The 13279-nt window shown below is 33.2% G+C and carries 15 protein-coding genes, 1 other RNA gene and 1 pseudogene; 9 read left to right on the top strand and 8 right to left on the bottom strand.

Annotated elements, in window-relative coordinates:
* Positions 1–107: 107 nt before the first annotated feature.
* Complete coding sequence (locus J6V67_RS01970; protein WP_291857773.1) at positions 108–710, bottom strand: disulfide bond formation protein B; 603 nt, start codon at positions 708–710, stop codon at positions 108–110.
* 80 nt (positions 711–790) lie between these two features.
* Between J6V67_RS01970 and J6V67_RS01965 the strand changes: the two genes are divergently transcribed.
* The 5 genes from J6V67_RS01965 to J6V67_RS01945 all read left to right on the top strand — a co-directional run bounded on the left by J6V67_RS01965 (position 791) and on the right by J6V67_RS01945 (position 5214).
* Positions 791–1603 (top strand): DUF234 domain-containing protein, encoded by an 813-nt coding sequence (locus J6V67_RS01965; protein WP_291857771.1) that lies wholly within the window; start codon positions 791–793, stop codon positions 1601–1603.
* Positions 1596–2579 carry a PAS domain-containing sensor histidine kinase gene (locus J6V67_RS01960; protein ID WP_291857769.1) on the top strand — a complete coding sequence of 328 codons (984 nt, stop codon included), beginning with the start codon at positions 1596–1598 and terminating at the stop codon, positions 2577–2579. The genes J6V67_RS01965 and J6V67_RS01960 overlap by 8 nt, the downstream gene beginning before the upstream one ends.
* 61 nt (positions 2580–2640) lie before the next feature.
* The gene (gene galU / locus J6V67_RS01955; RefSeq protein WP_291857767.1) at positions 2641–3471 is read left to right on the top strand and encodes a UTP--glucose-1-phosphate uridylyltransferase GalU; all 831 of its coding nucleotides are present in this window, start codon (positions 2641–2643) and stop codon (positions 3469–3471) included.
* Positions 3458–4666 (top strand): glucose-6-phosphate isomerase, encoded by a 1209-nt coding sequence (locus J6V67_RS01950; protein WP_291857765.1) that lies wholly within the window; start codon positions 3458–3460, stop codon positions 4664–4666. The genes galU and J6V67_RS01950 overlap by 14 nt, the downstream gene beginning before the upstream one ends.
* A gap of 110 nt (positions 4667–4776) precedes the next feature.
* Complete coding sequence (locus J6V67_RS01945; protein WP_291857763.1) at positions 4777–5214, top strand: DNA starvation/stationary phase protection protein; 438 nt, start codon at positions 4777–4779, stop codon at positions 5212–5214.
* Between the two features lie 31 nt (positions 5215–5245).
* Here the strand turns inward: J6V67_RS01945 and J6V67_RS01940 are convergent, their stop codons facing one another.
* Together J6V67_RS01940 and J6V67_RS01935 are read right to left on the bottom strand one after the other, a co-directional pair.
* Positions 5246–5812 (bottom strand): YceI family protein, encoded by a 567-nt coding sequence (locus J6V67_RS01940; RefSeq protein WP_291857760.1) that lies wholly within the window; start codon positions 5810–5812, stop codon positions 5246–5248.
* A 71-nt stretch (positions 5813–5883) separates the two neighbouring features.
* Positions 5884–6255 carry an HIT family protein gene (locus tag J6V67_RS01935; RefSeq protein ID WP_291857758.1) on the bottom strand — a complete coding sequence of 124 codons (372 nt, stop codon included), beginning with the start codon at positions 6253–6255 and terminating at the stop codon, positions 5884–5886.
* Positions 6256–6351: 96 nt separating this feature from the next.
* Here J6V67_RS01935 and J6V67_RS01930 point away from each other — a divergent pair, with 96 nt between their 5' ends.
* The 3 genes from J6V67_RS01930 to truD are packed head-to-tail and all read left to right on the top strand — an operon-like array spanning position 6352 to position 8640.
* Positions 6352–6732, top strand: a complete 381-nt coding sequence (locus J6V67_RS01930; RefSeq protein WP_086269970.1) for a hypothetical protein — start codon at positions 6352–6354, stop codon at positions 6730–6732.
* Positions 6711–7529 carry a thiamine-phosphate kinase gene (locus J6V67_RS01925; protein WP_291857754.1) on the top strand — a complete coding sequence of 273 codons (819 nt, stop codon included), beginning with the start codon at positions 6711–6713 and terminating at the stop codon, positions 7527–7529. Before J6V67_RS01930 ends, J6V67_RS01925 begins: the two co-directional genes overlap by 22 nt.
* The gene (gene truD, locus J6V67_RS01920; RefSeq protein WP_291857752.1) at positions 7507–8640 is read left to right on the top strand and encodes a tRNA pseudouridine(13) synthase TruD; all 1134 of its coding nucleotides are present in this window, start codon (positions 7507–7509) and stop codon (positions 8638–8640) included. The genes J6V67_RS01925 and truD overlap by 23 nt, the downstream gene beginning before the upstream one ends.
* A gap of 82 nt (positions 8641–8722) precedes the next feature.
* Here the strand turns inward: truD and J6V67_RS01915 are convergent, their stop codons facing one another.
* Positions 8723–10522, bottom strand: a complete 1800-nt coding sequence (locus J6V67_RS01915) for a methyl-accepting chemotaxis protein (RefSeq protein WP_291857750.1) — start codon at positions 10520–10522, stop codon at positions 8723–8725.
* Positions 10509–11426, bottom strand: a complete 918-nt coding sequence (locus tag J6V67_RS01910) for a cytochrome-c peroxidase (protein ID WP_291857775.1) — start codon at positions 11424–11426, stop codon at positions 10509–10511. The genes J6V67_RS01915 and J6V67_RS01910 overlap by 14 nt, the downstream gene beginning before the upstream one ends.
* A gap of 148 nt (positions 11427–11574) precedes the next feature.
* On the opposite strand from J6V67_RS01910, the gene rnpB reads away from it, so the two are divergent.
* Positions 11575–11897, top strand: an RNA gene (gene rnpB, locus J6V67_RS01905) — RNase P RNA component class A.
* A gap of 97 nt (positions 11898–11994) precedes the next feature.
* On the opposite strand, the gene J6V67_RS01900 is transcribed toward rnpB, so the two are convergent.
* From J6V67_RS01900 to J6V67_RS01890, 3 genes and pseudogenes are all read right to left on the bottom strand, one after another.
* Complete coding sequence (locus tag J6V67_RS01900; RefSeq protein WP_291857748.1) at positions 11995–12210, bottom strand: hypothetical protein; 216 nt, start codon at positions 12208–12210, stop codon at positions 11995–11997.
* The gene (gene fliS, locus J6V67_RS01895; RefSeq protein ID WP_291857746.1) at positions 12194–12583 is read right to left on the bottom strand and encodes a flagellar export chaperone FliS; all 390 of its coding nucleotides are present in this window, start codon (positions 12581–12583) and stop codon (positions 12194–12196) included. Before fliS ends, J6V67_RS01900 begins: the two co-directional genes overlap by 17 nt.
* A gap of 10 nt (positions 12584–12593) precedes the next feature.
* A pseudogene (locus tag J6V67_RS01890) lies at positions 12594–13279 on the bottom strand (hypothetical protein); the annotation flags it as partial.

Raw genomic sequence — 13279 nt, 5'->3', positions numbered from 1 at the left:
ATCATAATTTCGTGGCGTGATAGATAGGATTATTGCTGCTTCATCGCTACTAAATTCACTTATATGATTTTCATCAACATATAGGGCTTTAATTCCCCAAATTTGTTCTAATATTTCAACCATTTTTTTACCTTTTTAATTCTTAATATTAATAAAATTAGACCCAAAATCAAAGCCAAACCAAATATAATAGCAGAAATTTGTGCCATATTAATTAGCTTTAAGCTCGGAATTAGATACCAGCCATTTTGATATAGTTCGATTAGATATGCTTGAAGCGGGTCAAATTTAGCGTTAAGTGGTGGCATTGGCATATCCATTCCACAATCTCCAGTGGCACGAAATAGTGATGGAAATATCTCATCCCACTTAATGCCTAGCTCAAAATTTGGCCTATCAAGGCAGCCTTTTATTCCAAATGGATTAGCGTTAGTTATAGCATTATGGATAGTATTTAGTTTAAAACTCTCTATTGTCCCCCAAACTCCGCCATAGCTAAATGCTAAAATCCCAAGAATGAAGCATACAATTTGTTTATAAAAAATTGCTGTAAAAATTGCTCCAAACCCTACTATAATCATATAATATCGTATATAGATACACTGCACACATGGACGCATATATAGGTAGTTTTGAAATATAAAATGCGCTATACTGACGCAAAAAAGCATAAAAATACCTATATAAATCCATAATCTTTTACTACTCATTTAATACCATTGTGTTGAATTTGGGCTTTATTATAACCAAAACTTGCTATAATTTTGTAAATTTAAAAGGTTAGAGTGATTTGGATACCTTAAAATATCTGCAATTTTATTTTGTTTTTGACCGGATTTTAGATGGTTATGATGATATTTTTGAGGCGATTGATAGTGAAATTTTAACTAAATTTGATAGTTTTTGTAGCGAATTTAGTTTCTATCATGATGAGGCGAAAATATTTCTAATGCGCCTTGCTAAGGGTGATAGAAAGAGATTTGTAGCAAGTAAATATCTACCTAGAGCGCTTAGCTTGGCTATAATTAGTGAGTTAAATACTAAAGGATTTATCAAATTTGAGTACTCAAAAGAGGTAAAACCGGTTAAAAATCGTCACCAAAAACTCAAAAAAGAGCTGCGAAGATATCAAATTCAAGATAAAATTCACTTTACCAAGCGGTTTTATAGATTTTGGTTTAGATTTATTGAGCCAAATTTAGAGCTTTTAAAAGCTGGTGATAAAGAGTCTGTAATGGATAAGATAAAAGTAGAATTTGATCACTACTGCTCGCTTGAGTTTGAACTAGCAAGCATTGAGCTACTCTCAAAAAATTTAAATATTCCAAAAGAGCAAATTTCAAGCTACTGGGATAAAGAAAATGAGATTGATATCTACACTAGTTATGATGGTTTTACTCTAGTGGCCGAAGCTAAATATAAGGAGCGAAAAATCTGCAAAAATATACTAAATTTATTAATGCAAAAGTGTGAAAAATCTAAAATAAATTGGGATAAGATGGCGTTATTTTCAAAATCTGGCTTTAGTAATGAGCTTTTAGGGCTTAGAGATAATAGAGTGATTTTGTTTGGACTTGATGATTTTAAGGATTTATATGAATGAGAATATAAAAAGTATAGAAGAGGGGCTAAAAAGCCTAATAGAACAGACATATTTAATAGAAAAAGAGTATAAAGTATTAGGCGAGTCCTATGCAAATTTGCAAAAATTTACCCAAGGGATTGTCGAGAGTTTAGGCGCATCGCTATGGGCGATTAGTACTAGTGGAGAGGTAATGCTAAGTAATGATAAAGCCAAGCAAATTATGGATATCTTGCCTTGTATTAATATGGAAAAAAGTACTCAAGAGGTCGAATTTGATGGTAGGGTTTATGCTATTAAAATTACTCATAATATGCAAAATAAAATAATTTTAGCTACTGATATAACTGATGAAAAACGAAGCGCTAGACTAGTATCAATGGGTGCAGTAGCAGCGCATCTCTCACATGAGATTCGCAATCCAATAGGCTCAATTTCATTATTAACTAGTACGCTTTTAAAACGAATAGATGATAGAAATCGACCATTAATAGAAGAGATAAAAAAGGCTATTTATAGAGTTGAAGGGATTATAAAGGCAACTTTACTTTTTACCAAAGGTGTTCAAATAAGTGCAAATGAATTTGAGTTAAAAGATTTAGAGATTATGTGCGGCGAGGCGGTTGCACAATATGCATTTACTAAAGATATTGAGTTTAAATTTAGCGGTTTTGATGGGGTGATTTGCGGTGATATAAATTTGCTTGATTTGGTATTTTGTAACTTTATATTTAATGCAATTGATGCGATTGAAGAGAGTGATGATGATGGTGGTGTAGTAAGCATAGAACATAAGTTTAAAGATGGTATGCATAATTTTTATATCAGTGATAGTGGTGTGCAGCTACCTAGTGGAGCAATTTTTGAGCCGTTTAAGACTACAAAGCTTAAAGGTAATGGCTTAGGTCTTGCGCTTAGCTTAGAGATTATAAATGCTCATAAAGGCTCAGTTGCAGTTCAAAATGAACCAAAACTATTTACAATAAGCCTACCTTAAAAGTGCTTTTTAAGTAAATTTGGGGTAAATTTAGCAAATTTTTATACATTAAGGAGTGATAATGATACAAACTTGTCTTTTTCCTGCTGCTGGATATGGGACTAGATTTTTACCAGCGACAAAAAGCTTGCCAAAGGAGATGTTGCCAATCTTGACAAAACCGCTTATCCACTATGGTGTAGATGAGGCTAGAGAGGCTGGTATGAATAATATGGCCTTTGTTACTGGGCGTGGTAAAAGAGCGCTAGAAGATTACTTTGATATTAGCTATGAGCTAGAGCATCAAATCTCAGGTACAAATAAAGAGTATTTATTAACTGATATTAGAGAGTTGATGGAGCATTGTACATTTAGTTTTACTCGTCAAACTCATATGAGAGGTTTAGGTGATGCAATTTATAGCGGCAAGGGTCTTGTAGGAGATGAGGCATTTGGTGTAATTTTAGCTGATGACTTGTGTGTTAATGAAGATGGCGAAAATGTCCTAGCTCAAATGGTAAAAATTTATGAGAAATATCGCTGTAGTATAGTTGCTGTAATGGAGGTACCAAAAGAAACTATAAGTAGCTATGGCGTTATAGATGGTAAATTTATTGAAGATGATCTAATAATGGTAAATGATATGATAGAAAAGCCAGATCCAAAAGATGCACCAACAAATTTAGCAATAATTGGTAGATATATTTTAACTCCAGATATATTTGAGATCATAGAACATACTAATCCAGGTAAAAATGGTGAGGTGCAAATCACCGATGCGTTACTTAAACAGGCGCAAAATGGAATGGTTTTAGCCTATAAATTTAAAGGACGAAGGTTTGATTGTGGAAGTGTAGCTGGATATGTTGAAGCTACGAATTTTTTCTATGAGCACGAAAATGGTAGTAAATAATCTCAAATTTAGCCCAAAAAATATCACAACAATCAATAGCTATGCTAGGCGAATGAATGATGAGCTAAGCGGCGATGATATTGGTTACTATCATCTACCTAGCCTTGGGGTAGATATGGTTGGTAGGATTAATGAGCTTTTTAGATGTGAATTTGATAGTGTAGTACTTGTAGGAGTGGGCGGCAGCTCGCTTGGAGTAAAAGCGTTATATGATATGCTAAATTTGCAAAAAGAGCTAATATTTTTAGATAATCTTGATCCATATAGCATAGAAAAAAAGTGTGCTAAAATCAATCCTAACAAAACGCTATTTATAATTTCAAGTAAGTCAGGCACTACAATTGAAACTATATCTATATATAAGTATATTTTAGCAAAATTTGCTATAAAAAGTTATGAGAATTTTATCTTTATTACCGATCCAGATAGCCCACTTGAGAGCTATGCTAAAAAAGTTGGAGCTAAGATTTTTAATATTCCAAAGAATGTCGGTGGAAGATTTAGTGTTCTTTCAGCCATCGGGCTTGTACCACTTGGATTATGTGGAGCTGATATAAGCGAGCTTTTAGCTGGAGCTAATAGTGCAAAAGAGCAATATTTAAGTAGAAATGATGATGGAGTATTGCAAAAGGCCTATCACTACGCCACACATAGTAGTGCTAAGATAAATGTGCTATTTAGTTATAGTGATAGATTGACAAGCTTTAATGAGTGGTATGTGCAGCTATGGGCAGAGAGCTTGGGTAAAAAGCGTGGCTATAAAAGACTAGGGCTAACACCAGTTGGATTAGTTGGTAGTAAAGATCAACACTCATTTTTACAGCTTATAATGGAGGGAGTAAAGGATAAGACAGTAACATTTATCACTATTAAAGATCACGGCAATAGTATCACAGTACCAGATTTAAATTTAGATTTTTTAAATGGATGTGATTTTGTAAATAATAAGAGTATAGCTGAGGTTTTTAATGCCCAAGCACATTCTACTATGCAGGCTTTAGCTAGTGAGATGATTAGTATTGATGAGCTAGTGGTTGATAGACTTGATGAGTGGCATTGTGGTTGGTTAATCTACTATTATGAGCTACTTACTAGTGCAACTGGATTAATGCTAGGTATTAATACTTATGATCAGCCAGGCGTAGAAGCTGGTAAGCGAATACTTAAAAAGCTATTAGAGAGTAAAGAGAGTTGAATTTAACTTAAATAATAAAATATTCTAAATAATAAAAATTATTATTTATTTTATGCTTTTTTAAGTTTTTTCTATGTATAATTACACAAATTAAATATAAAGGATAAAAAATGAAAAATGTAGTAACACAACTTAATCAACTTCAAGCAGATGCTCACAGTCTATTTGTAGCATTTCATGATTATCACTGGAATGTAAAAGGTTTACAATTTTTCTCAATTCATGAGTATACTGAAAAAGAATACAATGAACTTGCTGAGCTTTTTGATGAGATGGCAGAGCGCGCTATTCAATTAGGCGGCAAAGCAATTACAAAGGCTGATGAACTTTTAAAAGTTGCTAAAGCTCCAGTAGTTAGCAAAGATAGCTATACTCCAGTAGAAGTAATTGAAGCTTTAAAAGATGCTTTTGTATATCTATTAGCTGAGTTTAAAAAACTTGAAGAGATTGCTGAGAGCGCAGGTGATAATACAACTGTAGCTATAGCACAAGAAAAATATGCAAGTCTAGAGAAAAAAATCTGGATGATCAATGCTACTTTAGCATAATTAGATGAGTGGCTTTAAGCCACTCCAATTATTATTTTTTAACTGCTTCAATCTCGATATTTAGCTTAATTTCATCACCAAGTGCAACTGTACTAGACTCTGGAGCAAAGTTAAAATCACTTCTTTTAATCTTGCCTTCTAGACTAAAGCCTACAATCTCAATGCCTTTTTTATTTTTGTTAGTACCTATAAATTCATAATCAAGCTCAACTGGTCTTGTAACATCTCTAATTGTTAGATCGCCTTTGATTTTGCCTTCGCCATCGCCATCATTTTCAAAGCTTTTCATTATAAATTTAATTTGTGGAAATTTTGCACTATCAAAGAAATCAGCCTTTTTAAGGTGAGCATCACGGCCGCTATTGTTTGTATTAATTGAATCAACATCAATTGTAGCTGTAAGGCTAGATGGGATTTTGTTTGTGATATCTACTTCCCCAGCAAATTTACCAAATGAGCCAGTCACATTGCTTACTTGCAAGTGTTTGATTTTAAAAGTTGTACTAGAATGAACTGTATCCACGCTATAAACTGTAGCATTTGCTGCACCAAAAAGCAGGCCTAAAGCTGCAACTGAAGTTAAAATTTGTTTTTTCATATTTTCTCCTTTTGAGTTTATAAATTTGATTATATTTGGCTAAAAATAATATATCTTAAATAATATAAAATTTAGCCAAAAAGCACCCTTAAACGATGAGCTAAAAAGCTAGAAAATTCATCTATTTTTATATCTCTTGGTCTTGCTTCTCGCTGTTTTTTACCCCATAAAGACTCTGGAAAGTACTCATCGTCTTTAAATCTAGCTTGAATATGCATATGTACTCGTGGCATATAATTTGCAAAGCTTGCCCAATTAATCTTATCAGGGTTATAAAACTCAATCATAGCTTTTTCGCACTCAAGTGCTGCTTGAAATAGCCTATTTCTCGTATCAGTATCACAATCGCTAAGTTCTTTAAATTCGCTTTGAGTAAATATCTTTACCCATGGAGAGGCGTTTGGTTCTATTTCGATATATATAAATTTATCGCTATAAATCATATTAATCCTTTCTAAATTTATACAAATTATATCAAATTTATCGCTATTTTATAGGAGTTTTGATACTATTGCGCTATTAAAATAATAAGGTTAAAAGTGAAAAGTGCAATTATTGTCTATGATGGAGTAAATTTTCTTAGTTTTGCTAGAATTTATGATGTTTTTATGCGATGCGGGATTGATTTTGTTGTGATTGGATTTCGTGGTGATGCCCGTGATGAGATGGGATTAGCCCTACCTATGCATCTAAGTTCTGAGTCGCTTTATGGTTATGATATTGTAGCAATTCCTGGCGGTTCAGGTGCTGATGTTTGGGCTGATGATGGAATATTTTTAAGCTGGATGAATAGTAGCAGCCAATCAAGAGATATAATCTCACTAGATAATGGAGATTTAATACTTGATGGTGCAGGGCTAAATGGGCGTAAATTTGGCTATGAAGAGGCGCTTGTAGAGTGGATAAAGAACAGAGTATAATATCAAATTTTAAGCATAACTTAAATGGCGATGATGGTGCTATTGTCGGTGATATAGTATATAGCAAGGATATGTTTGTAGAAGGTATTCATTTTAAATCACACTGGCTAAGCCCAAGACAGATTGGTCAAAAAGCTATGATAGTAAATTTAAGTGATGCAATTGCTATGAATGCTACGCCAAAATATGCACTTTTAGGCTTGGGACTACCTAAGAATTTAAGCAATAAATATATTAAAGAGTTAAGCATTGGACTAAAAGAGTGTGCAGCACGATATGGCGCGCAAATTATTGGCGGAGATACTATTTTAAGTGATAAATTAATAATTAGTCTAACTATAATATCATATCTAAACTCAAAAAAGCCATTAATAAGAAATGGGGCCAAAATAGGTGATATAGTGTGTTATACTGGCACTTTAGGTGGTTCAATTAAGGGACTTAGAACTCTTTTAAACGGTGGGAAAATTAGCTCAAATTCACGCTTTGTAAGCCCAAATTTAAGGCAAGAGTTTATAAGGCAAAGTGCTAAATGGATAAGATCAGGAATGGATATTAGCGATGGTTTGGCTAGCGATTTGCCAAAGATTACTCAAAATAGATCAGTTAAATTTAAGAAAAAATTATCCAAATTTGAGTTTATCAGTGGCGAAGAGTATGAGATGCTCATTGTCGTACCTCCTAAAAATATCAAAAGAGTATTAAATCAAGCTAAAAAATGTAGAGTAAAATTAAATTTACTAGGTAAAATTATAAACGAAAGGGCAAAATTTCATGGAAAATTCACCCATTTTTAAACCATTATTAACAACAACGCATACGCCAATTAATGCGCATTTTAGTAAGAATGCAAGCGATTTTGTAGTGCGTGAGATACCGCTATATGAGTTTAGCGGAAGTGGGGAGCATTTAGTTATACAGATTCAAAAAAAAGGCTTAAGTACATCTGAAGCCTTAAGCGCTTTAGCATCAGCTACTGGTGCTAAGATAAGAGACTTTGGATATGCCGGGCTAAAAGATAAAGAGGGTATGACGACGCAATATATCTCACTTCCGGCTAAATTTGAGAGCTTTATAGAGCGTTTTTCTAATGAAAATATTAAAATTCTAAATGCTACACGCCATAATAATAAGCTAAGAATTGGCCATTTAAAAGCAAATCACTTTTTTATTCGTCTTAAAAAGGTTTTACCAAGCGAGGCTAAAAAGCTTGAAAATGTTATAGAATTGATTAAAAATCGTGGTTTTGCTAACTATTTTGGTTATCAAAGATTTGGTAGATTTGGCGATAATTATCAAAACGCTAAAGAGTTATTAATAGCTATGGCAAGTGGGGATAAAAAAATCCTTAAAAAATATAATCCAAAGCTTAGAGATTTTTTGATTTCTGCATATCAAAGTGAGTTATTTAACCGCTATCTTAGTAAAAGGGTTGAGATTAGTCGATTTTGCGATAGTTTTAGCGCTAAGGAATTAGCTGAAATTTATAAATTTGATAACGATACTATCAAAGATTTAAAAAATCAAAAACAGTTTTTTAGATTAATTCGTGGTGAAGTGATGGGGCATTATCCATTTGGTAAGTTATTTTTATGCGAGGATTTAGAATCTGAGGTGGATAAATTTAATCAGCGTGATCGCACTAGCTGTGGTTTATTAGTTGGAACTAGGGCTTATGAGGCTACTGGCGTGGCGCTTAGTCTTGAACAAGAGATTATGGCTGAGGGATTTGGGTTTGCTAAATTTGCTAATGGGTCAAGGAGATTTAACTGGGTATGGGCCGATGAGATGAAATATAACTATAATGAAGAGGAGGCGCAATTTAGCCTAAGCTTTACATTACAAAAGGGATCTTATGCTACTGTGGTTTTGCGTGAGATTTTAGGTAGAGAGATATTTGATATTTAAAGATTATAAATTTGCTAAATGCTATGATTATTAGCAGCTTGTCAGCAATGTAATTTATGCTGACAAGTCTTATTATAAATATCTACTTAAAGCTAGTTAGCTTATCGTTTAGTTTTTTTGCACTATTTAAAATTTCATTTGATACTATCTCAATTTGAGTAGCTAATTGAGTGAGGTTAGTAGCTGCTATGCTTACTTTATCTATATTACTATTTAGAAGCGTTACACGCTCTTTAGCCATAATAGATTTTTCTTCTACAGTTTGAGTAGATTGGATTCCAGCGTTTAATTTATTTATTGAATTTGCTATCTCATTTTTTAGATCAGCAGCTTTATTTGAGGTATTATCCATAGAGATATGGATATCATCCATTAGGGTTTTATTGTAATTGACTTGTTGAACAATAGTTTGAACAGTTATATTTATCTCGCCTAAAGATCTGCTAGTTTTGTCAGCTAGCGCACGAACTTCATCAGCTACGACTGCAAAACCTCTACCATGTTCTCCTGCACGAGCAGCTTCTATAGCAGCATTTAACGCTAGTAGGTTTGTTTGGTCTGCGATATCTTTAATAGCACTTGTAACGCTATAGATAGTATCAGCACTTTTTACTAGTTGATCCATATTGGCTACGATCTCATTTTCTTGTTGGCTACTAACTTCAATTAATTCAATCAACTCTAAAAGAGTATTTTCTACTGTATTCATTAATGTTTTTAAATCTTGCATATTTAGCGTTGCATCATTAGCAAGTAGTTTATTTAGATTAATTGTCTCATTTAATAAGATTGTAATCTTTTGAACGCTAGCTACTTGTTCGTGCTGGTGAAGTGAGTTTTGTTTTAGTTTTTTAGCATTTTCTTGAAGGCTAATTGAGTTTTTATGACTTGTATTTGAACTATCAATAGCCTCTAAAACTGAATTTTGAACAATCTGTATAAATTTATTTATATATCCAGCGCTAGTAGCAAGCTCACTTTTTGGATCGATTTTTAAACGAGAGCTTAGATTTGCTCTATTGCTAGCTAAATTTGAGCTTAATAGCTCTAAATTGCCTATTGGTATGACAACCTTAGCTAGGGTTAGCCAGATAAATAGTATAAATAAGATTAAAGTTACGCCAAATATTGCCATAGCAATATAGAGCTGGTTTTGATGGTTTTTTTGAATTTGATCTTGGATAATATTTTCAAATCTATTTAGTTTCTTGCTTAACTCTTGGCTTAGATAGTGCTTAGAATTATCTTGCATTACGCTAATTTGAGCTAGCATTGTGGTATAATGCTTTTTAAATAGGCTTAACAGCTCAGTATCGGCAAATTTATCTGTATCAATTATATTAACAAGCGAATTTAATCTATTTAAAACATCTTTAGCTAATATATTTTGAGTAGATATTATAGCTAGAATTTGATCGATGGTATTTATTAAAGCAAGATTGCTTTGTGTTGGATTTTGGGCTACTATTTTATTTATATCGCTACTTAGTGTAAATAGATATGATTTTGAGTTTATAGCAATAGAGTTTGCCGATTTAAATCTCTCTAGCTCATTTTGTTTATCTTCAAATGATTTTTTTATAGAATTTAGCATACTCTCATCTACATTTAAACTAGCTAAATATTGCAAGGTTTCTTTAAATTTATTACTATAAACTACACTTGAGTCATAATTTATAAAGTTAAATTTGGTTTTAAAAACTTGATCAATCTGTAAATCATAAATTTGTAAATGTTGCGTAGCCATAGCTATTTGCTCATTTTTTTGCGTAGATTTATAGTTATTAAATATAAAAGCTAGAAGTATAAAAATAGATATCAAAACAAGCACTGTAAGTGCGATAAATTGAGTTAAAAAGCTGATTTTTTTAGAATTGTTCATTAAATTCTCCTGTTAGGCTTTCTAAAAATGCGACTATATCATCTACTGTTTGTTGATCTAAGAATCTTCCTAATTGATAATAGGCCATAAATTGCACACATGCATCAAGCGTTGGAATACTTCCATCGTGATAATATGGAGCCGTTTTGGCTACATTTCTTAGGCTTGGGACTTTAAATACCATTTTATCAGATTCTACCTTGGTAATCTCGTAGCGACCTAGATTTTCTTGATTTGGATATGGCTCAAAGATTCCAATTTTTTGATACATTGTGCCGCCTACATTTTGCCCTTGATGACAAGCTACACAGCCATTGCTTTTAAATGCTTCCCAGCCACGCTTGGCTTGATTGCTTATAGCATTTTCATCTCCATTTAAATATCGATCAAATGGTGAATTTGGCGTGATTAGCGTCTTTTCAAACTCAGCTATAGCATCAGTAATATTTTGCATTGTAATTTTGCCATATAGTTTATTAAAGCTAGCCTTATACAAAGGATTTGCCTCAACTCTTTTAACCACTTCAGATTCATCTTTTAGCGCCATCTCTTTTGGATTTGTAAATGGATTTGTAGCTTGATCGGCTAGATCTTTGGCTCTTCCATCCCAAAATTGAACAAAGTTAAACACGGCATTAAATGTAGAAGGAGAGTTAAAAGGCTCATCTAGCACTCCATCAGCCCCTATGGAAAATATCTCATTATCCACCCCATATCTTTTTAAATCATGACAGGTATTGCACGATACTTTTCCATCTTTTGATAGACTTGTATCCATATATAGCTGTTTTCCTAGTATCGCTTTGTCTTTATTATATGGGACACTAGTAGGCAGCGGAGTTATCATTCTATCTTGATTTATATTTGCTTGAGCGTTGCAAAGATTAAAAGCAACTAAAGCCATAAATAGGACTCTTTTAATCATCTATTATCCTTAAAAATTGCAAATTTAAAAAAATATAAAAAATTAAATTTAGTTAAATTTTACTAAAAAAGAGTTAATCAATGCTATATTAATTCTAAATTTTAAGCTCGGTTTTGTTAAAATTATATTGGTGCGATGGATGGTCGCAAGGTTTAAAGCCTTGAGGAAAGTCCGAGCTGCAATAAGACAGAGTTCCACCTAACGGGTGGCTGAGGTAACTCAAGGGATAGTGCAACAGAAAGTAAACTGCCGCTTTGGCGGTGATGGTGAAACGGTGGAGTAAGAGCCCACCAGTACTAGCAGAGATGCAAGTAGCTATGTAAACCCAACTCGCAGCAAGAAGGGGTGGTTTGGAGTCTTATATTCAACCCTTCGCTTGAATTTGATCTAAAATCAAATCTAGATAAATGGCCATCATAACAGAACTCGGCTTATAGTCGCACCTGTTTTACTTAAATAATCTGCTTAAATTTGATAACTTAGGAAATTTATAAACTAGCTAAATCTTAAATTTAATAATCTAGCTAGTTTAGTAGGTTAAAAGCTATTAAAAGTCATATTTTTTGGCTTTTTTAACCTTATTTAGCTCAGTTTCTAGCTCTTTTTGCTTAGCACGAAAAAGCTCAGCTGCACTCTTTAAAAGTGCAGCCGTACACTCTAGCTCATCTGGAGTTAGCTTTGATGGGTAGTTGTTGATTAGGTATTCGATTCTATCTAAATTTTCGCTTACTAGTGCTGATTTAAGATCATTTAGCCAGTTCATCTTCGCCCTTTGTAGCGTCTCTCCAGGCCTCTAAAAGCTCTCTTGTTACATGGACTACTTCATCTAATTTGCTTTGGTCGTTTGTGATATTAGCCTCTGAGATTAGCTGAATTTGTCTACTATATAGCCCTTGGAGATACTGGCTTATTTGGCCTTGGCTCATATCAAGAGAGTTGATTAGTTCAAAAAATATAGCATTAGTTTTGTTCAAAAACAGCACTTTATTTTCTATATCGCCCTCATCCATGGCCTTTTTAGCACGGTAGATAAAACGCAAAATCCCTTCATATAGCATAGAGATTAGCTTTTGTGGGGAGTCAATCCCCATATTGTTTTGGTTATAGGCTGCATATGCAGCATTTGATGATGCCATCACTGTTCCTTTACTTGTTAGCATTTCTTGCAGCCTCGATCATACCATTTACAGTATTCATTTGAGATTCTAGCTTAGCAATGATAGTATCATATTGTGACCACTTTTCTGCCATTGTAGTGTATTTAGTATCTAGCTCTTTTTGGCGTTGTTCTTTAGACTGGGTTAGAGATTTGTGCGAGTTTGTTAGGTTTTCTTCATAAGTTGTTAGAGTACCATTAGTGCCAATTAAGCCATTTATAGTATCATTTAATCCTTTAAAGAATCCGCCTATAATCTCAGTTTTACCATCTAGCTTTTGCTCTTTTAGGCCTAGTTTACCTAAAAAAGTACTATCGCCTTTAATCTCTATATCTACGCCACCTGAGCCTTTTAGTACTAGTTTGCCATCTTTGTCAAATGAGGCTGAGATATCGCTTAGGCCGCTAGCGTTAGCGATTGCTTTTAGTAGGGCGTTTTTCTTGGCTTTTTCTGCTTCGCCATTTGTTAATGTTTTACCATCTTTGTCTTTAAAATCTTTTTCAATATTTATATCTATCTCAACTCCATTTATGGTTAGCTTACCTTTTATATCTTCATTCCACTCTATTTTTTTATCCCCAAAAGCTGTAACATTTGTAAATTTAGTCTCAGAGCTAAAGAAGCTTTTAAACTCATCAAATTTAGTATTTATCATATCATTTAGCACTGATGAGT

This window comes from Campylobacter sp. (assembly GCF_017646085.1).
In the GTDB taxonomy this organism is placed as follows: Bacteria; Campylobacterota; Campylobacteria; order Campylobacterales; family Campylobacteraceae; genus Campylobacter.
Note: the sequence above shows the minus strand (reverse complement) of the source record. Positions and strands in the feature narration are given on the sequence as shown.